Source organism: Paenibacillus sp. SN-8-1 (genome assembly GCF_050995535.1).
Classification (GTDB): Bacteria; Bacillota; Bacilli; order Paenibacillales; family Paenibacillaceae; genus Fontibacillus.
Window position 1 is genome coordinate 567,003 of record NZ_CP194782.1, and the last position, 24,964, is coordinate 591,966.

Annotated in this window: 24 protein-coding genes and 1 riboswitch; of the genes, 18 read left to right on the forward strand and 6 right to left on the reverse strand. The window is 48.2% G+C overall.

Going from position 1 to position 24,964, the window contains the following annotated elements:
* Nucleotides 1–413 precede the first annotated feature (413 nt).
* The 6 genes from ACRRNK_RS02760 to ACRRNK_RS02785 all read left to right on the forward strand — a co-directional run bounded on the left by ACRRNK_RS02760 (nucleotide 414) and on the right by ACRRNK_RS02785 (nucleotide 5,859).
* Nucleotides 414–1,283, forward strand: coding sequence for a carbohydrate ABC transporter permease (locus ACRRNK_RS02760; RefSeq protein ID WP_433945298.1), 870 nt, complete (start codon nucleotides 414–416; stop codon nucleotides 1,281–1,283).
* Nucleotides 1,283–2,119 (forward strand): carbohydrate ABC transporter permease, encoded by an 837-nt coding sequence (locus ACRRNK_RS02765; RefSeq protein WP_433945299.1) that lies wholly within the window; start codon nucleotides 1,283–1,285, stop codon nucleotides 2,117–2,119. The genes ACRRNK_RS02760 and ACRRNK_RS02765 overlap by 1 nt, the downstream gene beginning before the upstream one ends.
* Before the next feature lie 165 nt (nucleotides 2,120–2,284).
* The gene (locus tag ACRRNK_RS02770; RefSeq protein WP_433945300.1) at nucleotides 2,285–3,547 is read left to right on the forward strand and encodes an ABC transporter substrate-binding protein; all 1,263 of its coding nucleotides are present in this window, start codon (nucleotides 2,285–2,287) and stop codon (nucleotides 3,545–3,547) included.
* 186 nt (nucleotides 3,548–3,733) lie between these two features.
* A complete protein-coding gene (locus ACRRNK_RS02775) occupies nucleotides 3,734–4,072 on the forward strand; it encodes a YrdB family protein (RefSeq protein WP_433945301.1) in 339 nt (112 codons plus the stop codon).
* A 405-nt stretch (nucleotides 4,073–4,477) separates the two neighbouring features.
* Nucleotides 4,478–5,239 carry a hypothetical protein gene (locus tag ACRRNK_RS02780; RefSeq protein ID WP_433946781.1) on the forward strand — a complete coding sequence of 254 codons (762 nt, stop codon included), beginning with the start codon at nucleotides 4,478–4,480 and terminating at the stop codon, nucleotides 5,237–5,239.
* A 491-nt stretch (nucleotides 5,240–5,730) separates the two neighbouring features.
* A complete protein-coding gene (locus ACRRNK_RS02785) occupies nucleotides 5,731–5,859 on the forward strand; it encodes a hypothetical protein (RefSeq protein ID WP_433945302.1) in 129 nt (42 codons plus the stop codon).
* A 123-nt stretch (nucleotides 5,860–5,982) separates the two neighbouring features.
* On the opposite strand, the gene ACRRNK_RS02790 is transcribed toward ACRRNK_RS02785, so the two are convergent.
* Nucleotides 5,983–7,539 carry a potassium/proton antiporter gene (locus tag ACRRNK_RS02790; RefSeq protein ID WP_433945303.1) on the reverse strand — a complete coding sequence of 519 codons (1,557 nt, stop codon included), beginning with the start codon at nucleotides 7,537–7,539 and terminating at the stop codon, nucleotides 5,983–5,985.
* Nucleotides 7,540–7,780: 241 nt separating this feature from the next.
* On the opposite strand from ACRRNK_RS02790, the gene ACRRNK_RS02795 reads away from it, so the two are divergent.
* From ACRRNK_RS02795 to ACRRNK_RS02825, 7 genes are all read left to right on the forward strand, one after another.
* Nucleotides 7,781–9,286: an HD-GYP domain-containing protein gene (locus tag ACRRNK_RS02795; RefSeq protein ID WP_433945304.1), complete on the forward strand. Its 1,506-nt coding sequence runs from the start codon at nucleotides 7,781–7,783 to the stop codon at nucleotides 9,284–9,286.
* 177 nt (nucleotides 9,287–9,463) lie between these two features.
* Nucleotides 9,464–9,664, forward strand: a complete 201-nt coding sequence (locus ACRRNK_RS02800; RefSeq protein ID WP_433945305.1) for a CsbD family protein — start codon at nucleotides 9,464–9,466, stop codon at nucleotides 9,662–9,664.
* Nucleotides 9,665–9,883: 219 nt separating this feature from the next.
* Nucleotides 9,884–11,005: an IS200/IS605 family element RNA-guided endonuclease TnpB gene (tnpB, locus tag ACRRNK_RS02805; RefSeq protein WP_433945306.1), complete on the forward strand. Its 1,122-nt coding sequence runs from the start codon at nucleotides 9,884–9,886 to the stop codon at nucleotides 11,003–11,005.
* Between the two features lie 194 nt (nucleotides 11,006–11,199).
* On the forward strand, nucleotides 11,200–12,627 hold the full coding sequence (locus ACRRNK_RS02810; protein WP_433946782.1) for an ATP-binding protein: 1,428 nt from the start codon (nucleotides 11,200–11,202) through the stop codon (nucleotides 12,625–12,627).
* Complete coding sequence (locus tag ACRRNK_RS02815) at nucleotides 12,624–13,004, forward strand: RidA family protein (protein ID WP_433945307.1); 381 nt, start codon at nucleotides 12,624–12,626, stop codon at nucleotides 13,002–13,004. The genes ACRRNK_RS02810 and ACRRNK_RS02815 overlap by 4 nt, the downstream gene beginning before the upstream one ends.
* Nucleotides 13,005–13,128: 124 nt before the next feature.
* The gene (locus tag ACRRNK_RS02820; RefSeq protein WP_433943245.1) at nucleotides 13,129–13,818 is read left to right on the forward strand and encodes a helix-turn-helix domain-containing protein; all 690 of its coding nucleotides are present in this window, start codon (nucleotides 13,129–13,131) and stop codon (nucleotides 13,816–13,818) included.
* Nucleotides 13,752–14,693, forward strand: a complete 942-nt coding sequence (locus ACRRNK_RS02825) for an IS3 family transposase (RefSeq protein ID WP_433946783.1) — start codon at nucleotides 13,752–13,754, stop codon at nucleotides 14,691–14,693. The genes ACRRNK_RS02820 and ACRRNK_RS02825 overlap by 67 nt, the downstream gene beginning before the upstream one ends.
* A 141-nt stretch (nucleotides 14,694–14,834) precedes the next feature.
* On the opposite strand, the gene ACRRNK_RS02830 is transcribed toward ACRRNK_RS02825, so the two are convergent.
* Together ACRRNK_RS02830 and ACRRNK_RS02835 are read right to left on the reverse strand one after the other, a co-directional pair.
* Nucleotides 14,835–15,698 carry an NAD-dependent epimerase/dehydratase family protein gene (locus tag ACRRNK_RS02830; RefSeq protein WP_433945308.1) on the reverse strand — a complete coding sequence of 288 codons (864 nt, stop codon included), beginning with the start codon at nucleotides 15,696–15,698 and terminating at the stop codon, nucleotides 14,835–14,837.
* Nucleotides 15,699–15,824: 126 nt separating this feature from the next.
* Complete coding sequence (locus tag ACRRNK_RS02835) at nucleotides 15,825–16,583, reverse strand: tryptophan-rich sensory protein (RefSeq protein WP_433945309.1); 759 nt, start codon at nucleotides 16,581–16,583, stop codon at nucleotides 15,825–15,827.
* A 256-nt stretch (nucleotides 16,584–16,839) separates the two neighbouring features.
* Between ACRRNK_RS02835 and ACRRNK_RS02840 the strand changes: the two genes are divergently transcribed.
* Nucleotides 16,840–19,944 carry a DEAD/DEAH box helicase gene (locus ACRRNK_RS02840; RefSeq protein WP_433945310.1) on the forward strand — a complete coding sequence of 1,035 codons (3,105 nt, stop codon included), beginning with the start codon at nucleotides 16,840–16,842 and terminating at the stop codon, nucleotides 19,942–19,944.
* Between the two features lie 229 nt (nucleotides 19,945–20,173).
* On the opposite strand, the gene ACRRNK_RS02845 is transcribed toward ACRRNK_RS02840, so the two are convergent.
* Entirely contained in the window at nucleotides 20,174–20,467 is a 294-nt protein-coding gene (locus tag ACRRNK_RS02845) for a hypothetical protein (protein WP_433945311.1), read from the reverse strand.
* Between the two features lie 396 nt (nucleotides 20,468–20,863).
* Between ACRRNK_RS02845 and ACRRNK_RS02850 the strand changes: the two genes are divergently transcribed.
* Nucleotides 20,864–21,040: a hypothetical protein gene (locus tag ACRRNK_RS02850; RefSeq protein ID WP_433945312.1), complete on the forward strand. Its 177-nt coding sequence runs from the start codon at nucleotides 20,864–20,866 to the stop codon at nucleotides 21,038–21,040.
* A gap of 388 nt (nucleotides 21,041–21,428) precedes the next feature.
* Here the strand turns inward: ACRRNK_RS02850 and ACRRNK_RS02855 are convergent, their stop codons facing one another.
* Nucleotides 21,429–21,803 carry a hypothetical protein gene (locus ACRRNK_RS02855; protein ID WP_433945313.1) on the reverse strand — a complete coding sequence of 125 codons (375 nt, stop codon included), beginning with the start codon at nucleotides 21,801–21,803 and terminating at the stop codon, nucleotides 21,429–21,431.
* A 285-nt stretch (nucleotides 21,804–22,088) separates the two neighbouring features.
* On the opposite strand from ACRRNK_RS02855, the gene ACRRNK_RS02860 reads away from it, so the two are divergent.
* Both ACRRNK_RS02860 and ACRRNK_RS02865 read left to right on the forward strand, forming a co-directional pair.
* A complete protein-coding gene (locus ACRRNK_RS02860) occupies nucleotides 22,089–22,862 on the forward strand; it encodes a zinc ribbon domain-containing protein (RefSeq protein ID WP_433945314.1) in 774 nt (257 codons plus the stop codon).
* Between the two features lie 80 nt (nucleotides 22,863–22,942).
* Nucleotides 22,943–23,251 carry a hypothetical protein gene (locus ACRRNK_RS02865; RefSeq protein WP_433945315.1) on the forward strand — a complete coding sequence of 103 codons (309 nt, stop codon included), beginning with the start codon at nucleotides 22,943–22,945 and terminating at the stop codon, nucleotides 23,249–23,251.
* 122 nt (nucleotides 23,252–23,373) lie between these two features.
* On the opposite strand, the gene mscL is transcribed toward ACRRNK_RS02865, so the two are convergent.
* Nucleotides 23,374–23,847, reverse strand: a complete 474-nt coding sequence (gene mscL / locus ACRRNK_RS02870) for a large conductance mechanosensitive channel protein MscL (RefSeq protein WP_433945316.1) — start codon at nucleotides 23,845–23,847, stop codon at nucleotides 23,374–23,376.
* Nucleotides 23,848–24,142: 295 nt separating this feature from the next.
* Nucleotides 24,143–24,242, forward strand: a riboswitch (purine riboswitch).
* Nucleotides 24,243–24,373: 131 nt separating this feature from the next.
* Between mscL and ACRRNK_RS02875 the strand changes: the two genes are divergently transcribed.
* Entirely contained in the window at nucleotides 24,374–24,958 is a 585-nt protein-coding gene (locus tag ACRRNK_RS02875) for a xanthine phosphoribosyltransferase (protein ID WP_433945317.1), read from the forward strand.
* The last annotated feature ends 6 nt before the right edge of the window (nucleotides 24,959–24,964 follow it).

The following is a 24,964-nucleotide window of genomic DNA, read 5'->3' on the forward strand; positions in this document are numbered from 1 at the left end:
ATATTCGCATGGACATTTCTTCATATTAGGCATTCCATGTTTCGAGAACATAAAGGTAAGGTTAACCGGAGGTTAATCTGTTACCCCAAGTTGCCTAAAGTTGACTTCAGGATAACAAATGCTTGCAAGCTCTGATAGCCGACAGTATTTAGAAGCTTCACTAATCCAGATTGTTTGTCTCTATCAGGCCCCAATCCGAAGTATTACTCAGCCGATTTCAATATTGCTTTAGATTCACCGCGATATGTCCATAGCACTCTCTTAAAATGCCATCTGTTCCGTGTGTTCATCGGATTTTATCGTGACCGAGTTAGTTTTGTTTTTCTATGAAGGGCGGTCTTTTTTTGCGATTCAAAACTGGATTCAAAAGGTAATAAAGTGAACAAAAGAGTACATAACGAGGGGTGAAACGCATGGATCAGAAGAAATCTTCAAGCTGGCTGTATCAGCTGATTTTTGTTGGACCGTCCGCAGTATTTTTTTTCCTGATCGTGGCAGTCCCGTTCTTTCTGGGATTGTATTATTCATTCACTAGCTGGAATGGAATCTCTAAGCATGTCACTTGGGTTGGACTGAACAACTATATTCATATCTTCACAAAAGACCCCGATTTCCTGAATTCCTTCTGGTTCACGGTCAAGTTCACGGTGCTTGGCGTAGTTCTGACCAATCTGGTGGGCTTTACGCTTGCTTATTTGCTGACCAAGCCGCTGGCCACAAGAAATGTTATGCGTACTGTGTTCTTCATGCCGCATGTCATTGGGGGGCTGCTGCTCGGGTTCATCTGGCAGTTCATCTTCGTTCGTGGATTCCAGTCGATAGGAGGACCCTTCTTCAGCCTTCCTTGGCTTGGAACGGAAGCAACTTCCTTCTGGGCCATTGTGATCGTCTTTATCTGGCAAAACTCAGGTTATCTGATGGTCATCTATATCTCCTCGCTCGGAGCGATCCCCCGTTCGCTGACCGAAGCCGCCAAGGTAGACGGGGCAGGCCGCAAGCAGGTGCTGCGCCATATTATTCTTCCGCTAGTCATGCCGGGGGTGACAGTCTGTCTCTTCCTGGCGATCTCCTGGTCGTTCAAGCTGTTCGACCTGAACCTGTCGCTAACCAAGGGTGGACCGTTCAAATCCACCGAATCGGTAGCGCTTAACATTTACAATGAAGCTTTTAACATCAGCCGATTTGGTATGGGCTCGGCGAAAGCGATTATTTTCTTCATTATAGTGGCTATTATTTCGATTCTTCAGGTCCGGGCGACCAAGAGCAGGGAGGTTGAGGTCTAATGGATACCATCAAAAAGTATCGTTCATCATATTTCCTGATTGAAATCATCCTTATTCTGCTCGGTCTGGTCTTTCTGATTCCGTTCTACTTCCTGCTGGTCAATTCGGTCAAAGAATTCGGCGAAATTCTGACGAACTCGGCAGGCTGGCCAGCCGCATACAAATGGAGCAACTATACCGAAGCCTGGACGAAGACGACGTTCCCGCAGGCGTTCGGCAATTCGCTGATTATTACCATTATCAGTAATGCCCTGCTGGTTCTGATGTGTTCAATGGCCGCTTACCGGATGGTGCGTCACGCCACGCTCTTTAACAAGCTGCTGTATGGAGCATTTGTTGCGGCTATGGTCATCCCGTTCCAGTCGCTGATGATTCCTCTGGTGAAGGTGGTCAGTATGCTTGGCGTTATGGATACGCGAACAGGCTTAGTTCTATGTTATCTGGGCTTCGGAGCCCCGATTACCGTCTTCCTGCTGCACGGATTTGTGAAGACGGTGCCTGTAGACATCGAGGAAGCGGGCCGGGTGGATGGAAGCTCGACTTTCGGCATCTTCTTCCGGATTGTACTTCCCTTAATGCAGCCGATCATCGTAACGGTAATTATTCTGAATACGCTGTGGATCTGGAACGACTATTTGATGCCGTCCCTCATTCTGCAAAGTCCAGAGATGCGAACGATCCCCATTGCGACCTACGCTTTCTTCGGGCAGTTCACGAAGCAGTGGGATCTGGCGCTGCCGGGACTCGTGCTGGGCATCGCGCCCGTGGTCATCTTCTTCCTGGCGATGCAGAAGTACATTATTGAAGGAATTGCTCAAGGCTCGGTAAAAGGGTAGGCGCAGCGGAGGGGAAGCTTGGAACTGTAGGAACGAAGTGATCGCCTTTGTCTCCAGATTTCATCCGTACTACGGTATGAATCAAGAAATCTGGTGACAACAGCGACCGAGAGTCCAAGCATTCCACGCAGTATATAGATTCGGGAAAAGGGGAGGTTGCATGATATGAAAGCTTGGGCGAGAGGACTCGCGCTTCTGGTCATAACCGCCTTGACCGCCACCGGTTGCGGTAAGGGCGGAAATGAGGACGGCGGCGGTACGAAGACCGTGCACATTTTTCAGTTCAAAGTTGAAATCTCCGAGGCGATGAGCCGCTTAAAGGTACAGTACGAGAAAGAGCATCCGGGAGTGAAGCTGGACATTCAGACCGTTGGAGGAGGCAGTGATTATGGGGCCTCGCTTCGGGCCAAGTTCTCTTCGGGCAAGGAACCGGATATTTTCAATATTGGGGGCTACCGGGAACTGGACATGTGGCAGGATTATCTGGAGGATCTGTCGGGTGAGCCCTGGGTGAAGGACGTCAAGACGATTGCGAAGGAGCCGATGACCAAGAACGGGCATCTGTATGGTCAGCCGATGAACCTTGAAGGTTATGGGTTTATCTATAACAAGGACTTGTTCAAGAAAGCGGGAATCGAACAAATCCCTGTGACACTGACAGAGCTTGAGGAGGCCGCGAAGAAGCTTAAGGCCGCAGGCATTGTCCCTTTTGCCAACGGGTATCAGGAATCCTTCGTCCTTGGGAACCACAATATCAATCTGGCCTTTGCTTACCAGAAGGACCCGGGAGCCTTCATTAAAGGGCTCAACAATGGCACCGAGAAATTCTCGGATAATGAGGTAGTCAAGGAATGGTCGAACCTCTTTGATCTTACCCTGAAGTACGGTAATGACAATCCGTTAACGACCGATTACAACACCCAGGTCACTATGGTGGCCAGCGGCAAGGCGGCTATGATGCAGCAGGGGAACTGGACCCAGGGTCAAATTGACGGCATTAATCCAAAGCTGAATCTCGGGATCCTGCCTATACCGATTAACAATGATCCGAAGAATGACAAGCTGTTCGTAGGTGTTCCGAACAACTGGGTCGTGAACAAGAACTCTCCGGTGAAGAAAGAAGCCAAGGAGTTCCTGAACTGGCTGGTTACCTCGGAGACAGGCAAAAGCTATATTACGAAGGAGTTCAAGTTCATTCCGGCGTTCGACAGTATTAAAGGCCGGGAGGAGGACCTCGGGCAGCTGGGTATGGAGGTGCTGAAATATACGGATGCTGGTAAGGCTTTGACGTGGAACTGGTTCCGCTTCCCGAACGGCATGTCGCCCGAGTTCGCAAGCAGCATGCAGGCCTATATTGGCGGTAAAATCAACAAGGAAGAGATGTACGAACAATTCCAGCGGAACTGGGATAATCTAAGTGCGCAGTAGTTCCCAGTCACTGAGTATTAAGAAGGGTGTCTCAAGGTCTAAGGACCTTTGGGGACACCCTTTATTTTATGCTGTTATGGGTAATTTTTCGGCGACTCAGTCAACAGTTGGTCATGAATCTATTGCCAAAACTAATGACATTAGTTACTATAAAACTAACAATATTAGTTTTGGGGGGCGGTTAGTATGGTGATCATCCAATCGTTGAATTTGGTCTTAAGATTTCTGCTGGAGCTGGCGGCATTAGCTGCATATGGGTATTGGGGTTTTCATACGGGAAATCACGCTGCTCTAAAGTTTCTGCTCGGTCTCGGAACGCCGATTGCGGCCGCTGTATTATGGGGCTTGTTCGGCTCTCCTAAAGCCAGCTATCCACTTGGTGGGGCAGCCTACTTTGTCCTCGAATTGGTTGTGTTCGGCTTGTCTGCTGCCGCGTTGTATGCAGTTGGAGCTCATAAAATGGCCCTTATACTAGCCATCCTCTTAATTGTGAACAAGATATTGATGCTGATATGGAACCAGTAATCCGAAGCTATATGAGATCTAGGTGATTTGGAGGGGGTGAATGAGTAAAAAGTGGGATATGGCGCCCCTGCGCTTAGTTGTGGATGTCTATTAAAATACCCTTATAAAAAAAGTGTTCTATTAAATCTCTAGCAGCGAATGTCGACTGTCTCAGAAGATTTCTTTTATTATAAATTCCTGTTATTCATATAGAATTTGTTACTTTTTAACTATTTACATAAAACCATGCTGGATTTACTGTAATTATAGGAAAAAATTTACTTCATGGAAATTACATCGCTTTTCATAGTTTTGTGAAAAGGAGGGATGGAAGAACACAATAAAGCATACGAATCTGTGACTTTTTTGTCGGCAGAGACTGTAGTACAACAATAATAAATTAGAGGAGTGAGAGTTGTGAAAGCAATGAAGAAACTGTTTGCTGGACTAATGATGTTTTCTCTGATTTTTGGTATAACGTTTACTGAATCGGCATTCGCTAGTGGTAATGAGGTTAAGCTTATTGACTCGGATGTCAGTGTAATTTATAAAAACGGATATGTTGGATTCAGCGGGGATATTGAGGTTGAGAATCTTGGACCCGTGAAGAATGTGACTGTTCATTACACAACAAATAATACAACTTGGTATGATACGAGTGCGTCTTATGTAGGGCCGACAGATGCAAGCCATGAGAAATGGCATTTTGGCATTTTCACAAATGATGCCACCAACGCAGCGCATGCCGAGCTGAAGAATCTGTCCTTCATCAAGTTCGCGATTAAATACGACGTGAATGGCCAGACTTATTGGGATAACAACGGATCAGCGAATTATTACAATGAAGTGAATAATTCATACCCTTTAACATCCATCATTTTGGGGACACCAAATGTGCTTAATGCGAGCAGTACTCTGAGCAATGGTACATTCAGCGGTAATATCTATGTGAAAAACTTGGATCCAACAAAAACAGTAAAAGTACGTTACACCACGGACAACTGGGCAACGTCTCATGAGGGCAACGCTACTTATTATGGCCGCTTGAATAATTTCAATACAGTTGAAGGCTGGAAATATAGCTTCGATGTTCCAGGTGCCACAAATGTTAAGTATGCGATTTCGTATACAGTTGGTGGACAAACGTATTGGGATAACAACTATGGTCACAATTACGAGGTACAATAATCATTAACTTAAGACCGGGATGGCCCGGTTAAATAGACGCGAGCGCCTGACAGGGAATCCTGCGGCGCTCGCTTTTGTTTACATATTAATATTGTAATCCCTGTCTTCGTGTACACGTGCCGAAAACAAGGCGATGTTCCTGCTTCAGATCATAACTGACGTTTTTCTAAAACAACAAAAGCCCTACCTCTCTCTTGTCCTTGCGGCTCCAATGACCGCGCCAGTGTGAATCAGAATACTCCAAAATTCTTACTCTTAGGGTTAGTTCAAATAGGAATTTCTTGCAGATACTTAAGGAGAGTTATCATCTTTTGAGGAACTACATATATAAGGGTTTATAACCTAAAGATATACTATACAGTATATTCGGGGGGAATGCAACACAAATTATGAACAGCAGGATTTTAAGGTTAGAAATATACCAGGTGGGTTATTAAATCATACAGTGTTTTTTCGTGCTTTCTTCTTAAACTGGAAAGGGGAGTTCAAAAATGGGTTTTGGTTCTGCTGAAGATGTTTGGTACACGGTTGGTTTTTATGTTCTCTTGGCTGTAGGTATTATAGGTCTGGGTGGATGGCTGCTTTGGCTGAACAAGAAGGCTAAGAACAGCAGAAGGTAGGCGCGGATCTACTCGCCTTTCATTCACGTTTCAGCCCGGCGCAAGTTGTATGAACCTCAGAAGGCCCGTCAAAGTTGATCATCTTTGACGGGCCCTTTTGCCGGTCGGCTAAGAAGTCATGTTCTAGTGAGGGTCTTTCAGATCGGGCTCACTGGGCTGTGCGCTGTTGTTCAGATCAGGTTCACCTGGAATCAATTCAGGTTCGGGAGCCCTGGGGGCAAAGATGACCTCCTGAAAGCGGAAGACCTCCTTAATCCGCTGACGTTCAGACTTGGGACCGAGGATGTAGAGCGTGTCTCCTTCCTCAATAACTGTATCCCCAAGCGGAGTGACGATCTCTTCACCGCGAATGACTGCGGTCACCAGCACATCTGGGGGCAGCCCCAGATTGCGAATTTCCAGGCCGATGATCACCATACCTGCATGGATATGGATATGATTGATCTCCGACTTGGTCTTGCCCAGAGAGACCAGCTCCAGCAGGGAGTGAGAATGATTACTTGATGGTTCAACGAGACCTAGCTTAACCGCGAGCGGAGTAATGGTAGCTCCTTGAATCAGCGCAGAGGTCAGAATGACGAAGAAGACGACATTGAAGAACATTCTCCCGTCAGGCAGACCGTTAATCAAGGGGTAGGTGGCTAGCACGATAGGGACGGCGCCTCGTAGTCCGGCCCAGGAGAGTACAAGCTTTTCCTTGAAGCTGAACTTGGAGATCAGTGTGCTTGCGAATACACCAATAGGACGGGCAATCAACATGAGTATAAGGGACAATGCAAGACCTTGAAGCATGATTGCAGGCAGCTCTCCAGGGAAAACAAGCAGACCGAGCAGCGTGAACATGGTAATCTGCATAATCCAGCCGAAACCTTTGTTGAAGTGAAGAATGGACTGGCGATAGGTCAGATCGGAGTTGCCAAGCACAAGAGCCATGACATACACAGCGAGCAGGCCGCTGCCATGAAGTGCTGAAGTCAGGCCATAGGTCAAGACAGCAAAAGCAATTGCCAGAACAGGGTATAGCCCGGATGAGTCGAAGTTAATTTTGTTAATTACTTTCACGGCAATCCAGCCAAGGAGAAGGCCAAAGATAAGACCTAGCCCCATCTCCAGAATAAACGAGAAGATTAATTTAACAATGTTGTGGTCATTCGGGTGTTGAATCCATCCAATCAGGGTTACAGTCAGGAATACCGCCATAGGATCATTGCTCCCGGATTCGGCCTCCAGGGTGGAGGTTAGCCTTTCCTTGATATTCTTGCCGCCTAACACAGAGAATACAGCGGCAGCATCCGTGGATCCGACGATGGCACCGAACAGAAGACCGTCCACGAGGGGGACATCCAGAATCAGCATGGCGCATACTCCGATCACGACGGTGGTGAACACAACACCGACAGTAGCAAGCGAGAGGGCAGCGGGTAGAACGGGTCTTATGGTGAGGAACTTGGTCTGCATCCCTCCCTCGAACAGAATGACGATCAGGGCGAAGGTGCCGACGAGCTGGGTAATAAAGGCGTTATCGAAATAAAGGAAATTACTAAGTATCATCCCGGCTGCGATGAAGAACACAAGGGCGGGAAGACCGAATCGGCTTGAGAATTTGGTAGCAAAAACCCCAATTAGCAATAGGCTGGCCAGCAAAATGATGATCGAACTAGTTAAGGCTGTTAAGTCCATGGCCACCTCCAGGAATTATAAACTGCTGCTATAGTGTACTTCTTCTCTACTGAAATTATTAGACATGAATTATAAACCTTGAAACAACAAGCTGGCACAGTCTACTCAGATTCATTTCTTGCCGGAAGGTAATCCGGAAGAAATGCCGAATATAAATCTGTAGCTCTGTCAATTAAACGTTAGATAGTGCCGATAATGGCTAGTAGTGGTTTTTCAGCAAAGAGAAGGGGTGATACGCCTTATGATATACCGAACCTTTATCTCCCGGCTCCTGCTTAATTATTTCATTGGATCTATAACGGCAGTCGCCGGAGTAGGCGGCCTGATGATATTTACGACATTGGATATTTCCACTAGGGAGTATTTATGGCTTGTTCTTGTCCTGGCTATCTCCCTGTGCTTCATGGTGAGTCTGGAATGGACGGTCTTTCGTATCCATATTAAGCCGGTCAAGATGGCCTTTCAGCAGGACATTTGTGATTATCCGCAGCTGCAGAGAATCTATATTCGTCTTCATCAGCTTCCCTCTTTGGCGGTAAAAAGGATTCTGGGGCCGCATTTATTCGGTCTGTCCGTTCCGGCCGTCCTTCTGACGCAGTGGCTGATTCAATCGGGAAGACTGAGCTTCCCTCAGAGGTACGTTATCCTGGCGATCCTGGGTGCTCTGCTTGTCGCTGCCATGCATGCAATGATTGAATTCTTCTTGACCTCCTATGCGATCCGGCCAGTGCTGGAAGAGCTCCAGCGTATGAGCAGACGGAGGTTCAGCCGGGAGCTGTCGCTGGGCGGTCAGGTGCTTATTTCAATTAGGCAAAAGTTCAAATGGGGAGCCTTCCTGATCGGAGCCTTTCCACTGCTTCTGTATGGAATTGCTCTCCAGCTCCGAATCGGTGATCTTCAGAATGCCGGTGTGGAATATTGGAAATGGGCAGGTTATATTCTTATCGTTGCTCTGGGGTTCGCCTTCTTCGGGGCCTGGCTGCTGACCAGGGATGTGGAGATTCCAATCCAGCACCTGTACGAGTGTATGGCCGAGGTGAAAGAAGGCAACCTGAACGCACAGGCGAATGATATGTTCTCCGATGAATTCTCCAAGCTCGTGTCCGGATTCAACCACATGCTTAGCGGGATCAAAGCGCAGTCGAACCTCAATAATCAGTTGATTGAGAGTTACTTTGCCACCCTTGCAGCCGCATTGGATGCCCGTGATCCTTATACGGCCGGGCACTCACTGAGAGTAGCGGATTATGCGGTACAGATTGGATTGCTTGCAGGCCTCTCAAGTGAGAGGGTGGATGCGCTCCGCAAATCCGCGCTGCTGCATGACATTGGGAAGATTGGAACAAGAGATTCCGTTCTGCTCAAGGAAGGCCGTCTAACTGATGAGGAATTCGAACAGATCAAGCAGCACCCGGCAATGGGGGAGAGCATCCTGCGGCAGATTGAACCTGCTGATGCGATGGCCCCTTTTCTACCCGGGGTAAGGTCTCACCACGAACGATTTGACGGAAAGGGATATCCCGACCAGCTGAAGGGAGAGGATATTCCGTTGTTCGGACGCATTATCGCGGTGGCTGACGCATTTGACGCCATGACCTCCAACCGGCCTTACCGTAAGGGGCTTGATGCAGACCATGCGATTCGAATTCTGGAAGAAGGCCGGGGAACCCAATGGGACCCTTACTATGCCGGGTTGTTCGTAGAAGATTATCGAAAGCGCAAGAAACAAGGCGAATACGCAGGCTAACACCAAGAAGACTTTCCGTGAAGAACGGAGGGTCTTTTTTATTTTGTTATTGCATGAGGGTAGCTGTGCGGGGTAGTGGATTCATGCCGAGACCGCTTGGGTAATTTATGAGAGAGGACATCCTTTATCGTTACTTCGTGAACTACATCAATCATAGATTTCGAGGAGCTGATAATTATGGATAGCAGTGTATTCAAAGGGAAATGGAACCAACTCAAAGGTGAAGCCAAAGTACAGTGGGGTAAACTAACAGACGATGATCTTGATGTGATCAATGGCGAGAAGGATAAGCTTGTAGGTAAGCTTCAGGAACGTTATGGCCATACGAAGGATGATGCGGAACGAGAGTATCACGAGTGGGCCCGCAGCCGTCAGTAGCGCTGACGGAAATAGATGAATATTTAGACATAAAGGCGCAGATCTTCCCATAGGTCTGTGTCTTTATTGTCCTTCCGACAGAATACCCCTTCCTCAAGGAATGTGGAGGGCGAAGCCTAATGAGTAGGGAGGGGATGAATGTCGGTTGGCGATAGCCGAAAATTCCCTCCATATGGTATAATAGGAACATAGGTTCTGGTGATGGTGAGGTGAAAAGTAATGTTAGTCAACAAAGCATACAAATTTCGTATCTATCCAACGAAAGAACAGGAAATCCTGATTGCTAAAACATTTGGGTGTAGTCGTTTTGTATTCAATCGTTTTTTAGCACGATGGACGGATATCTTCAAAGAAACAGGCAAAGGATTAACTTACCATTCATGTTCTGCTGAATTGACACAGTTAAAGAAAGAATTAGTCTGGCTAAAAGAAGTGGATAGCATTGCCCTTCAATCCTCACTGAAAAACCTTGCCGATTCGTATACACGATTCTTTAAAAATCAGAACCATGCACCTCGCTTCAAGTCTAAGAAAAATCCAGTACAGTCGTACACAACAAAGGAAACAAACGGAAATATTGCCGTTGTAGGCAACAAAATCAAATTGCCTAAATTGGGTCTTGTTCGCTTTGCCAAAAGTCGTGAAGTAGACGGGTGTATTCTTAACGCAACCGTTAGGCGTAATCCCAGCGGAAAGTACTTCATTTCTATTCTTGCAGAAACACAAGTGCAATCATTAGAAAAGACAGGTTCTTCTGTTGGCGTTGACGTTGGGCTGAAGGATTTTGCTATTTTGAGTACAGCAGAGGTATTCTCTAACCCGAAATGGTTTCGTACACTCGAAGGGAAACTAGCAAAAGCACAACGTATTCTTTCTAGACGTACGAAGGGGGGTTCAAATTGGAACAAACAGCGGATCAAGGTTGCAAGACTCCACGAATGGATCACCCATACAAGAACAGACTACTTGCAAAAAATCTCTACGGATATCATCAAAAACCACGATGTCATTGGTATTGAGACTTTGCAAGTCACGAACATGTTAAAGAATCATAAATTAGCCAAAGCCATTAGTGAAGTGTCATGGTCACAATTCCACAAGATGTTAGAATACAAGGCAAAATGGTATGGTAAGCAAGTGATTGCTGTATCTAAAACCTTCGCTAGTTCTCAATTGTGTTCGTGCTGCGGCTATAAAAACAAAGACGTTAAACATCGAAACCTTCGTGAATGGGATTGCCCTTCTTGTGGACCACATCACGACAGGGATATTAACGCAGGACAGAATCTTATAAATGAAGCTATAAGACTTCTAACCGTAGGGACTACGGGGATAGCCTAATCAAATTAAAAGCCGATAGGCTTTCGTACTTAGGAATCTCCCACTTCAAACGATCCGTAGGGTGTTAAGTGGTGAGTAGTTCAATTGTCGTTGTCATGCTATCTCTATACTCTGCTTCATGCTATGATGAAAAGAGTGGAATATTTCTTGAATATTCCATCCATATGAATGGTTCCAACAACAGGAGTGAGCGAATGGGCTTTAGGGACATGTTCGTGATGAACTTGGGAATGTTGATAAGTGTGGCTTACTTGGCGAATATGTTATATAAGTACTTGTTCAATTTTACTTCGGGTAAGGTAAAGTATGTCTGTTCCGTATTATTGATGATTATTGCGGGTTGGATCTGCATGAAGTTCGGGTTCCGGCTTAGTGATAATGTGATCTTTGATCTGAGATTTGTTCCTGTGCTCATTTCGACAGTCGTGTATTCACAGCCGCTAACCATCCTGATTATCGGTGTGGGAATTGGGCTGGTGAGACTTACCTTCGGAATTAACGAAGCAGCCATGGCGGGATTATATAACCTTGCGATCCTGGGCGTCATATGCGCTGGGCTGAATGTATGGCTTCGGAGAAGTCAGCTTAGGCTTTTGGTGAAAGCGTGTATTACGATCCTGACCGTGAATGTCGTCAATACGATTAATATCAGTATCTTCGGGGTTATTCCTTTCAACAAGTATATGAGCGAGATAGCCCCGGTTGTCTTTCCTTTAGGAATAGGCTTAAGTGCAATATTTGCTTTGATCTTAAGAGACTTTCAAGTGGAAAAGAGCCTGAATCTGGAGCTGAAATATACAAATGAGCTCCTTAAGAAGCAGGCAGAGGAGCTCCAGAGGACTAAGATCAAACTGGAGGAGCGAGCTGAACAGCTGTTGCTGGCTTCACAATATAAGTCTGAGTTTCTGGCCAATATGTCTCATGAGCTGCGTACACCGCTCAACAGTATCCTGAATTTAGCCCAGATTATCGAAGAATCCGGCCCGAAAAGTGCGGATGATGAGAATCCGGTATACGGGGCGATCATTCATAAGTCGGGTCAGGACCTGCTCCAGTTGATTAACGACATCCTCGATCTCTCCAAGGTCGAAGCGGGCCGCCTGGAAATTGCAAGGGAAGAAATCAGCCTCAAGGAGCTTGGGGAAGTCATGGAGATGCAATTTAGACACTTGGCAGAACGTAAGGGACTTGAATTTGAGATCAGACAGGATGAAGACCTTCCGGATAGGATGTACTCGGATTCCCTGAGAATACAGCAGGTGCTTCGCAATTTGCTGGCTAATGCTTTAAAATTCACCGATGAGGGCAAAGTCAAGCTGGAGATCCGCAGGGAGAAGCCGGATGATCTTATCCCGGGGGAATGGGTTGTATTTGCTGTGACGGATACCGGAATCGGTATTGCAGAGGACAAGCATACACTCATTTTTGAAGCATTCCAGCAATCAGATGGTTCCATCAGCCGTAAATACGGAGGAACGGGACTCGGACTTTCGATTAGCCGGGATCTTGCGGGACTGCTTGGAGGCTTCATCCGTCTGCAGAGCAAGAAGGGGCTTGGGAGTACATTCTTATTCTTCGTCCCACTAAATAATCATACAGAAAAGGAAGGGATTTTACAGTGAGCAAAAACGCAATTTCAACAACTAAGGCGCCCGGCGCTATTGGACCTTACTCTCAAGGAGTAGAAATCGGGGACCTCATCTACACTTCTGGCCAGCTTGGACTCGATCCGGTAACTGGAGAGCTTGCTGAAGGAGTGGAGAAACAGACTGTACAGTCGCTTCAGAATGTTCAGGCGATTCTGGAAGAGGCGGGAAGCGGTATGGATAAAGTCATCAAGACCACAGTATTCTTGAAGGACCTGGCCGACTTCACCAAGGTTAACGAGATATACAGCACCTTCTTCACAGAGCCATACCCGGCTCGAAGTGCGGTTGAGGTAGCGAGACTGCCGAAGGATGGTCTGGTAGAAATAGAAGTGATCGCACTCAAGAAATAGAAATGAATTGAATTGTGGAAATAGAATCAAGCAGGAAGAGACAGCTCAAGGTGATATGCTCCCATCATAGTAGACAGTAGAAAAAACAAAAACTTCTACTGCTACAATGATGGGAGTTTTTCTAATGTCAAAAAGAAGTCCTATTTCTTTAGAAGTAAAATTACATGCCGTACAGCGGTGTCTTGAGCATAAGTCTAATCCAAACTATGAAGCGAAACAGCTTAGAGTTTGTAAGAGTACGGTTAAGGATTGGATAAGAAAGTATAAAGCAGATGGTTTGGATGGATTAAAGGAATCGAATACATGGAAATCATACTCAAAGGAATTGAAGCTTGCGGCTATTAAAGACGTGTTGTCTGGTCATTGCTCCGTAGAAGAGGCAACAAAGAAGCATCGTATTTCGAGTAGAAGTGTTTTGGGAAAATGGATTTCCAAGTATACTAATGAGATAGAATTGAAACCTACACCTAAGGGAAAAGGACTGTCTCATATGAACAAAGGACGTAAAACAACTTTCAAGGAACGCATTGAAATTGCACAATATACAATCGCTAATGGTTTGGATTATCAGAAGGCGATCGAAAAGTACGATGTATCCTATCAGCAGGTGTACGCATGGGTTCGGAAATACCGAGCTGGTAGTGAAGATGCCCTCAAGGACAACCGAGGTCGTAAAAAGCCTGCAGAGGAACTAGATGAGCATGAACGGCTTAAGCTACGGATCAAGGAATTAGAAGCTCGAAACGAATACCTGGAAATGGAGAATGCCCTCGCAAAAAAGTTGGCGGAGATCAAGCGACGAAATACACGCTAACCCTTGTTCGACAAGCAGACTTGTATCAAGCGATTCAAGAACTGAACAAAGAAAAAGGTTATGCAATTACGAAATTGTGTGCGTTAGCCGGAGTTGCTCGATCTGCCTATTATAAGGGGTTAAAATGGATGCCATCCGCCAGAGAACTTGAGAATTATACGCTAGCTAAAGAAGTGAAGCTTCGCTATGACAAGCGAAAGGGGATACTTGGCTATCGCCAAATGCGCACCCAATTAAACCGAAAGCTCAAGAAGAAGTACAATAAAAAGCGGTATTACCGAATTATGCGTGCTCTTGGATTAAAGGCGGTAATTCGTAGGAAACGGCCGAACTACGTGAAAGTCTCTGAGATGCATGTAGCTCAAAATGTAATGAACCGTGAATTTCAGGCAGTTGCTCCTAATATGAAGTGGTGTACAGACGTTACAGAATTGAAGTACGGAAACGGCCGTAAAGCCTACCTGAGTGCAATTCTTGATGTATACGATAACTCTATCGTTTCATGGGTGTTAAGCCCCTCCAACAACAATAAACTCGTCATGGATACGCTAAAGAAGGCTTATGAGAAGAACCCCGGTGTAACCCCGCTTATTCAAAGTGACAGAGGCTTCCAGTATACGTCTCATGAGTATAATCGACTCCATGTAAAATACGGATTTATGAAAAGCATGTCTCGTGTGAGCCGATGCTTGGACAACCAACCTATTGAACGATTTTGGGGCACTTACAAATCAGAGAGCTATTATCTTACAAAGTATGATACCTATGAAGATGTCCTCAAAGACGTTAGCGAATATATTCGTTATTACAACAACTACCGGTATACAGAGTGTTTGGATGGTTTGTCACCTAACGAATACCGAAGAGCTGCATAATGAAAAAATCTCAGCTCTGTTAAAACGAGCTGAGGAAAATAAACGAATCGTTTTTGTTTTATTCACTGTCCACTTGACAGGGAGCACTTCAAGGTGAGAGAGCTGTCTTTCTTTTTGTAATATAAATTTATTTATACCTGGTTACTGAGTATGCAGGCTCTTGGCGAAGCCTGTTCTCCAGGTGGGGTACAGGGGGTCCCACCCATATTCTTGGCGCGCTTTGAAGTTTAAGGCTCCCCGTTCCCACGGGATCGAGAGGCCAGGCTCATGGACCGGCTTGGGCGCGCCGATTGCTTCCGCATAGACTGGGAGCCAATCCCGTCCAGCCGCAGGCTCGTTATCCACAATGTTCACGGCCCCGGATGGCCAGTTCAAAGCTTGGACAGCGGCCCGGGCAGCGTCTTGTACATGAATGAAGGAAGTTATTCCATCGCCAGTTTGGACCAGGCCTTGAAGAACCTGCTCAGCCATCCAGCCCGAATTGTCGTACCAGGTGCCCGGTCCGTAGAACATCCCGTATCTAAGAATAACATGCTCCGAAATTTCGGCGGTGGCTTGCTCGAGAGAGGCTACACCATCAATGGTTAGCCGCCTTGGCATGGGAGCCTTGGTATCCAGAGGAACTTCTTCTCCAGCAGGCGTGGGGCCGGGTTCATAGGCCCAGGCGATGCTTTGGGCAATCATGCGTTTCACACCTGCTGCCTTGGCCGCATCAACTAGATTGCGCGTACCTTCTGTGCGTATCCGATTATTAGCGGAGAAGTCCCTTGCACTTAACGCGGTAAGCTGATGAATCAGCACCTCCGGTCTCAGTTCTTCGAGAACCGTCAAGATGTGTTCACGGTCATATACATCTGCAACTATTGGATGGGCTCCCAGGCTACGGATAACTTCGGCATTCTCTTCCTTGTGGGTCATACCGGTCACTTGGTGGCCTTCCTGAATCAACTGGGGGACCAGATAACGTCCAACGACACCAGCGGCTCCGGCTAGTAATATTCTCATTATAAATTGCCTCCTTCAGTTTAATAAGTTAAGAGGGGTTATATAAGTTGAACTTATATAGAATGGAATCTCTTCACTGTTATAGACAAGAAGGCGGTGGTGATTGTGACATCTAGGGCAGCGGTATTAGTCCCGTTCCCGAGTCCGAATGATCAGCAGCCAGATCGCATATACAAAGAGGATAAGAGCCATAAGGCCAGCTACCAAATATACATTTCGGGTATCCTCCTGCTTGATCGCGATGGCAATATAGGCCCAGACGAATACAAGCGGAAGCACACCATCACGAGCCGGATAGCTGATAAGCACGGCTAGAACGGCACCGATGGCCAACATAATAATAGCCCGCTGGGGACTTGAGAGCCCGAAGCCGTCCCATTCATTCTTGGAGAAGACTACAGCCACATTCACCAGGGCAGCCACACTGATCCAGCCGAGATAAATGCTAAATGGCAGGCGGACGAACCAAGTTTCTCCTAATGTAGGGAAAGTGATAGCGCGAGTCTTGCGGTAGATTACGATGAGACTGATAAATAGTGCAAGCATGACGATTAATGATAGCTCTATGTATAAATATTGCCACAAGATAATCCAGCCCATGTTGAGAATACAGGTGATCACGAACCAGAGTCCGATCAATTGTACTGAATCCCGGCCCTCATATGAGCGGTTCGCTTGATAGATGACAAAGCCGGCCAGCAGTAAATAGATGACGGACCAGATCGAGAAGGCATATCCCGCCGGGGTGATTGGAGTGGGATACATATCTGAAATTTCCCCTGTGGAATGTCCTCCGAGTGGTAGAACAATCGCAAGAGTATTCATGATAATAACGCCGATATAGAACAGAATATTCCACCATTTATAAGGATTTCGAGTATGCATGCAGGGTCCTCCCGTTAAGTGTTTAATATAATGAATATACCCAGAAGATGGATATTACAAGCGTACCGTGAAACAGGACGCGGTTACTCTTGTCCTCTCCTCTGATGCATATGCGGGGGCTGCGGCTTCAACGACTAAATGTGAAACATTTTTGCTGAAAAGGAACGGACCGTTTTTAAAACTGCACTTTTTCGTATAATATGTTAGTAATGTATGTGTACCCGGATATGCAATCGTGAATAGACAGGAGAAAGCAATGAATCAACATCTGTATGGAATTTGGCTCGGGGACGTATTCTTCTGCTTCTCGGGAGAAGCATCGGAATCTAAAGTGGATGCCTGGACCGCCTCACTGAGAAGGCTTGAACTCGCTTATGGGGCCCGCCCTTTTCAGCAAGCTGCACTGCGGCTGGCTGAACTGCGCTGGACAGCTCCCGCTCTTCGCGGCGCATCCCGCCGGGGTGAACGGAAGGGGATGCTGGGCAGAACGCTCGAAGGCTTGGCCTTATCTCCCGAGGAGGCTTGGCCTCTGCTGCTGAATTATGAGGAATCGGAACTGACAGCTAAAGGGATTACACCAGGTGCGGAGATGGAATATTGGAGCGGCGCGGCCAAATTTGCGCTGGAGCTGATGCTCCGCGGCGCAATTGCTCCGTCCGCGCGTCCGGCTGCGGTGCCTGGCGCCCGCAGAAGAAGCGGTCAATTGGCGCTTAGAGCGGTATGGGGACCACGTCTGGATGATATCCATGACGAGGAACGATTCCGCCAGCTTGCAAGTGCGATGCCGCCTATCGGTCTTGCGCCTGTGAAGCATATAGGTATAGAGGATGAGCTTTCTGTAGAAGCGCGTCAGCTCGGTGTGCTGCATTCTTTTCTAACTGCATTCATTGATCATGAGACTCGAAAGACAACCAAGGAGCTTGGCAAGGGGCTAAACTCCGTTAAAGGGAGATATCGCAGAGGCGTCTCGCCGCTAATTGAATTATGGTGGGAAGGGCTCCTCAGCGGAGATAGACCGCTTGATATACAAGGGACTGCCGCTGAAATTGAACAGCTGACCGAGGAAGTCTCCGTTCTGGGTGGAGAGCTGCCGAGTGCATCCGCTGAGGATGAACCGGCACCGGGTGGTGGATTCCGGCTCTGCTTAAGACTGGAGCCACCGGATGAAAGTGATACAGCAGAGCCCTCGACCCGCACCTGGGGTCTGTCGATCTGGGCCGAGGTGCCCGAGGACGCTTCACTGCTGCTTCCAGCGGCTCTGATCTGGAATCAGCCGAATCAGGAAATGCTGATCCGCGGCCGGAAATACAGCGGTGTCCAGGAGAATCTGCTGTTGCGGCTGGCTAAGGCTGCGGAGGTGTCTCCGGAAGTGGCCGCTGCGATGAATGTACCCCGGCCTGAATTTGCCAGGCTGAATCCTGAAGAGGTATATTCATTTCTTAGCAAATCGGTGCCCGTTCTGCGGAAGCATGGAGTCACGGTACAGATGCCCGTGCGGTGGACCAAGGAAGGTAAGCGCCGGGCCGGAGTCCGGATTAAGACTTCAAGCTGGGACCCGGTAGAGGCTGGCACAGGGGAGAAGCCGAAGCTTGGGGTTGAACAAGTCGTTCATTTCGAGATGGAGGCAGTGCTCAGCGGTCAGAAGCTTACCCAGGCGGAGCTTGCTGAGCTGGCTTCTGCCCGGGCACCCTTAGTGCTCTTCCGCGGTGAATGGATTGAGATCGATGTGAAGGAGATTCGTCAGGTTCTTCGCTATATGAAGAAGCATGAACAAGGCAGTATGACCTTTAAGGAGCTTATGCATCTGACGAATGACTCTCTGGAGGAAGGGCGCTATGAAGGCCTGTATGTCGAGGGGGTAGAGACCACTGGACTGATTGCCGCGCTGATGGAGGGGGGAGTGCTTAAGAATCTCAGACCCCTTCCAGTTCCAGTATCCCTTCAAGGGACACTCCGGCCGTATCAGGAGCGGGGCTATCAATGGCTCTCCACCATGAAGTCGCTTGGATTCGGTGCCTTGCTGGCAGACGATATGGGACTTGGTAAGACCGTTCAGGTTATAACCACCCTTCTAAGTGATCATGCAGAGGGGACGAGACTTATCGTATGCCCGACGTCTCTTCTGGGGAACTGGCAGAAGGAGCTGACCCGATTCGCTCCGGAGCTTAAGCTGTATATCCATCATGGAACGGACCGGCTTCATGGTGAGCCGTTCATGAAGGCCTGCCGGGAGCATGATATTGTCCTTACAACCTATCACCTAGCTGGACGGGACGCCAAAGAGCTGAAAGAGGCTCAGTGGGAGTCTATTATTCTGGATGAAGCGCAATATATCAAGAACTACAGCACCAAGCAGGCTCAAAGTGTAATGAAGCTGAGCGCTCCTCATCGTATTGCGATGACAGGAACGCCGGTAGAGAACCGGCTAAGTGAATTGTGGTCGATCTTTCAATTTCTGAATCCCGGGTATCTTGGCACATATGCTTCCTTTCGCAAGCAATATACGGGTGGCGGAGAAGAACAGTCGGTAGAGCTGCTTAGGCTGCGAAAGCTTGTGGCTCCGTTCCTGCTGCGCCGCCTGAAGAGTGATCCGGATATCCGCAAAGACCTGCCTGAGAAGATCGAGATTAAGTCGTACTGCTCACTAACGGTTGAGCAGGCAAGACTGTACCGGGTGGTCACCGATGATCTGATGTCCCGGATTCAGGAGAGTACCGGTATTGCACGTAAGGGATTAGTGTTATCCTCACTAACCCGGCTCAAGCAGATCTGCGATCATCCCTCGCTGTACGATCAGGCAAGACCGGAAGGGACATCCGGCAGGTCAGGCAAGACGGAGCGTCTGCTGGAGCTGCTTGATATGATTCGTGAGAACGGTGAAGCCGCGCTGATCTTCACCCAATATGTCCAGATGGGGGAACTGCTTGTGAAGCAGCTGGCGGAGCATTATGATACAGCGCCATTCTTCCTCCATGGCGGGGTGGCGAAGAATGACCGCGACCGAATGGTAACCCAGTTCCAGGAAGGCAAGGGTCCCTCCATATTCATCCTGTCCCTCAAAGCAGGGGGAGTAGGCCTTAATCTAACCCGCGCCAATCATGTCATTCACTTTGACCGCTGGTGGAACCCGGCTGTGGAGAATCAGGCTACCGACCGTGTATTCCGGATTGGACAGGAGAAGAACGTGGAGGTTCATAAATTGATCTGTCAAGGAACGCTGGAAGAGCGGATAGATGAGTTGATTGAACGGAAAAAGTCCTTGTCCGAGCAGGTGGTAGGCTCCGGCGAGCAGTGGCTGACGGAGATGTCGAGCGAGGAACTTCAAAGCCTGATTACCCTGCAGGCTGGCGATTGGAGCTAGGATGTAAGGAGTTAGGCAGCCCTCGCTTCTTGAAAAGCTTTATAAGGGATTGGATGAATGGATAGGTTCTGCTGTACGATTCTGAGTTCAAATGCAGCATGAAGTAATATAACGGATATGACAGATGAACGTGTGAGAGTTGGAGTTCGAGATAGCTGATCGGAGATATATGTGTTCAGTAGGCTAAACTGGCAGGAGATACTGCTGGTTAGGTTAGTTCAAATTCAGTTCAAATCGCAATTGAAATTGCAACCGAAATTGCAACCGAAATTGCAATCCAGAAGGAGGGGTCCAGGTGAAGAAGACGACTCAGCTGGAGGGCCAAGTGGCGGCTTCCGAAGGCGAGCTTAAGGTAGAGCTGAATGTGAAGCGGGCTCGGCAGGAGGAGATTACTGCGCTGGGCGAAGGAGGAGGCCTTGTCTGCACAGTAACCTTTCCTCTCGCTGTGCCAGACGCCGGGCTGCTGACTCGGCTTGTGAACCATCTCAGCACGCATCCCCTGGAGCTCGCCGAGCTGCTCCAAGGCGGGCAGCCTGCGGGCGCAGCGGCGCTGCTGCCCCCGCTGCCGCCTTGGGCGCAGGCGCCCGGCGCCGAAGGCGCCTGCAGCTGCGGCGCGGCCGGCTGCGCGCACATCGCCGCGGCTGCAGAGCTTGCCGCAGCGCAGTGGAAGGCCGCGCCGTCGCTGCGCTGGGCGGCGCTGGGCCTTACGCCGCAGCGCCTGCAGGGCGCCGTCTTCGCGGCTTGGGCAGCGGATGCCCCTGTGGGAGCATCCGAGCTGCCGGCCGCGGCTGCCCGCCGGGGCGATGCGGGCAGCCGCGCGGAGCGCCAAGGCCCGGCCCTGGCCGAATGGCTGGCCGAGGCGGCGGAGCAGGACCGGCTGCATGTGCCCGGTCCGCAGTTCCATGACGTCAAGTTAGACTTGACGTCTGAGAGAGAGCAGCCGGAGCCTGCTGCGGATGTGCAGGCCTGGGCGGAGCTGCTGCCGGGGGTTCCCGGCGCGGCAGACGGAGTTAGGCGCATCGAGGCCCGGCTGATGGAGCGGACCAGGGAGCAGGGAAGAAGACTGGCCGCTGTGCGGCAGTCCTCCTCATCTTAGAGGCGGGCGGCCTCCAGGGCTTCGAATCATACAACAAGGCTGGCTTCGCGAGAATTCTCGCAAGGCCAGCCTTGTTTTTTACCCCTATATAAGACGCAGTTAAAAATTGACTTGAGGGTAAGGCGTAACGGAGGGGAAGCTTGGAACTGTAGGAGCGAAAGTGATCGCCTTAAAGCTTTCTGAAAGAAAGCTGCATCGGAAGCATATACTTTGGCTTTCTGAAAGAAAGCTACATCGGAAGCATAAGCTTTGTCTCCGGATTTCTTCCGCCTTGCGGTATAAATCAAGAAATCTGGAGGCGGGCAGCGGCCGAAAAGTCCAAGCATTCCCCGTAGTTACGACTGTACACACAAATGTTACATTTTTTAACTGCGGCTTACATAGATTATTATTTATTCGTCGGCGAACCCTCGCCATATCCTTTGTGGTCATAATCCGAATGTTCCAGCTTGCCGAGTACCCCGAGGCTTTCAATGGCGCGCCTTGTCTTCTCGTCGCCGATCTGATGCAGATATTCATAGACATCGATAAGCTTGTCATTATAAGAGTCTGTGGCTTCGTCCTTGTCGGCCGATTTATACGGCACAGGTGCCCGTTTGAGGGTATACTCATCCTCTTTGGAGAGGTCATCCAGCTTATCCCGGAGCAACCCAAGCTCTTCATCATCCAGGTAGACTTCGTATTCAGCTGATTCGTTCTGTACGTCTTGAATGAGGTGATGTGTGACCGATACGTAATAACGCGTCTTCGCAGTACTCATCATAGGTTCACTCCCGGTACTTTTATACTTTTATACACGTGGTTTAGGCGGGTGAATCAGGGCATTTTCCCAGAAAGGTTGAAATCTGGTATGATATATGGGATGAATGATATACAGCATGAAATGGTTGCCTGGAATGATTGGAATCAATCATTTATGAGATGAAATATTAGGAATTTGACATGGATGTTGGTTTCAATTCATAGTGAAAGGTATAAGACAATTAAGAAACCAGATGCCGCCTTTCAATTCAGGGAAGGTTTTAGGGGAAATGGGAGGAGAACGTTTATGGATTTCTTGCAGCGAATTAAAAAAGGTGCAGGTAAGGCGACTGAGCGTGCGCAAAATGCGGTTGAAATTAGCAAGCTAAATAACCAAATTTCAAATATTGAACGTGAAATGGGGATTTACTTCCAGCGTATGGGGCAGGTCTTCTATGAAGGATACCGCGAATCGGATATGTCGAAGGCCGAGAAGGAAATGATGGATCTGGCCAAAACCTGTGATCTTCTGAACGAAGAGAAGGATGAGGTCAGACTCAAGATTGCTTCATTGCGCAATGAAAGATTGTGTGCTTGCGGCAAAGTGGTTCCTGAAGAAGCGATCTTCTGTCCTTATTGCGGCCGGAAGCTGGAGACTTATGACAGAGACGCTGCGGCAAGGAAAGCTCCAGAGGTGGAGCAGGATGCCGAGGCCCGGGAAGAAGCAGCCCCTACATATCAGGAGAAGAAATCCATTGACTTGGATCCAATTATTCTGGAACCGGAATTTGTCTCGCAGCGTGAACGTCTCAGCCCTGAGGAGGAAGAGCGCCGCCAGCGTGAGCTGGAGCGTGAACGGGAGCGGCAGCTCGAACTGGATCGGCGTATCCGTACTTGGAAAGAGAATGTGCTAAGCCCGGATCAGGAACGGGAACAGGAGAAGCAGGCGCATTCAGCATATCCTGCAGAAGAGAAGCGGTATGAAGATATTCCGGCTGAAACCACGAACTGCCAGATCTGTGCAGCGCCGATTGCTAAAGGGAGCAAGGGGTGCCCGAGCTGCGGATCAGAACAGATTTAGGCCGTTTGCAGTGAAGTAACGCACATCGCATTAATTTAATCTATATTAGGGTAGACTTCTAGAAACGACAAGGAGTGTTGATGATGGAGTGTATCGTACATTTTGATGTAGTTCATCCGAATCAAGTCAAGGAGCTGCGTGGATTAATTATGCTGGAGGCGGGCAAAGCACCTACGGAAGCTGACTTTCTCAGCATGTTCAAGGATATGGGATATGAACTGAGGCTGTCCGACAAGGAGAAGCTGGTATTTACTCCGCTGAATGCGAACGCAGATTATAAGGAGATTCGTATTCGAAAGCTGGATACCGGAGAAGACTCGTATGTAGAGGATCGCAATTTGAAGTCGGTCATCTCCAATCTGCTGCCTCCGCAGTCCAAGCCGCTTTAGAACAATAAGATTATGGCATTGCAAGGAGAAGACCAACCGAAATCGGCTGGTCTTCTTTAGTGTGCGCCCGGCATAGGCGATAACTTGGCGGTGAAAGTCCCTTTCCCCCATAAGCTTATTTATTAACCAAGCTCTGCTCCCTCGGCGTCCAGCATAGATGTACAGTGAGCGCACCGCGTCGCTTTGGCCGGAATATCGGACATGCAATAAGGGCATTCCTTGGTAGTCTTCTCTGGTTCCGGCTTCTTCTCTTCCGTACGGCGGATGAAGTTAATGCCTTTAACTAACATGAAGATACAGAAAGACACAATGAGGAAATCAATTAAAGTATTGACGAACTGGCCGTAAGCGATGACAGACTTGCCTTGTTCAGTAACCTTAGCCAGCGAAGGCCAAGGGGAACCGACATTATCCAGCGGATAGTACAGGTCCTTAAAGTTCACGTTACCGAGGATCTTGCCGATCGGAGGCATGATGATATCATTGACCAGTGAAGTGACGATCTTACCGAAAGCCGCCCCCACAATGACCCCGACTGCCAGATCAATCACATTCCCTTTAACCGCGAATTCTTTGAACTCTTTTATAAAACCCATTCTCGTATCTCTCCTTCAATCAAATGCAGCGGTCCAGGCCAGGTGGCCTTAAGACAAAGCTGCTTATTCTAATTTTCATAAGTTACAGTCCATGCAGTTAATTGTACATGAATGTTCTTCTTGGGCAATAGTGTCTTTTTCAGTAAAAATTTAGGATGAACAAAGTGCGAATTATGTCGTAATTTGCAAAAAAATCAAAAACTCCACGAAATTCCTCTTTATTTCTGGGCATTCCTTAAGTTATACTTCTAACATTGAATGAAACTTAAATTTATACTTTCATTTCTTTTTCATAGAGAAATGATTCATATCTTCTCGTATATGTGCAGGAATGGGCCTGCATGTTTCTACCAGATCACCGGAATGATCGGACTACGGGAAAAGGCTGATTGTGAATTCATGGTGTGCCAGAGTGAATCACTTTCGCCGTTTCTTAGCCCATTCTCTGAACTTTCGGAGGATGGGCTCTTGCAATCTATCAGGAACAAGTCGATCTGTAGTTCAGAAATTTGAGGGGGAAGAAGAAGTGAAGCTGTTAAGAGACAAGGTTATGCAGGAAGGGATCGTGCTGAGCGATCAAGTGCTGAAAGTCGATTCATTTCTGAATCATCAGATGGACCCGGTACTTATGAAGGAAGTGGGACGGGAATTCACCCGGCGTTTTGCCGGTGAGCAGATTACGAAAGTGCTGACCATCGAATCTTCAGGTATTGCTCCGGCTATTATGACGGCTCTGGAGCTTGATGTACCCATGATTTTTGCTCGTAAGCATAAATCGTTAACGCTCCGGGATAACATTCTGGTCGAGAAAGTATACTCCTTCACGAAGAAGGAGACGAACGAAATTACGGTATCGAAGAAGTTCCTGTGTCCGGAAGACCGGGTGCTGATTATTGACGATTTCCTGGCTAACGGTGAAGCCGCATTTGGACTGGCTCGTATTGTGGAACAGATCGGCGCCAAAGTGGCGGGGATCGGAATCGTGATCGAGAAGGCCTTCCAGCCTGGAGGCAGACTGCTGCAGGAGGCCGGTTATCAGGTGGAATCTCTGGTGCGCGTTGCCTCGCTGGAGAACGGAACAGTTACTTTTGCGGAAGAAGTTATTTACTAATTAAAG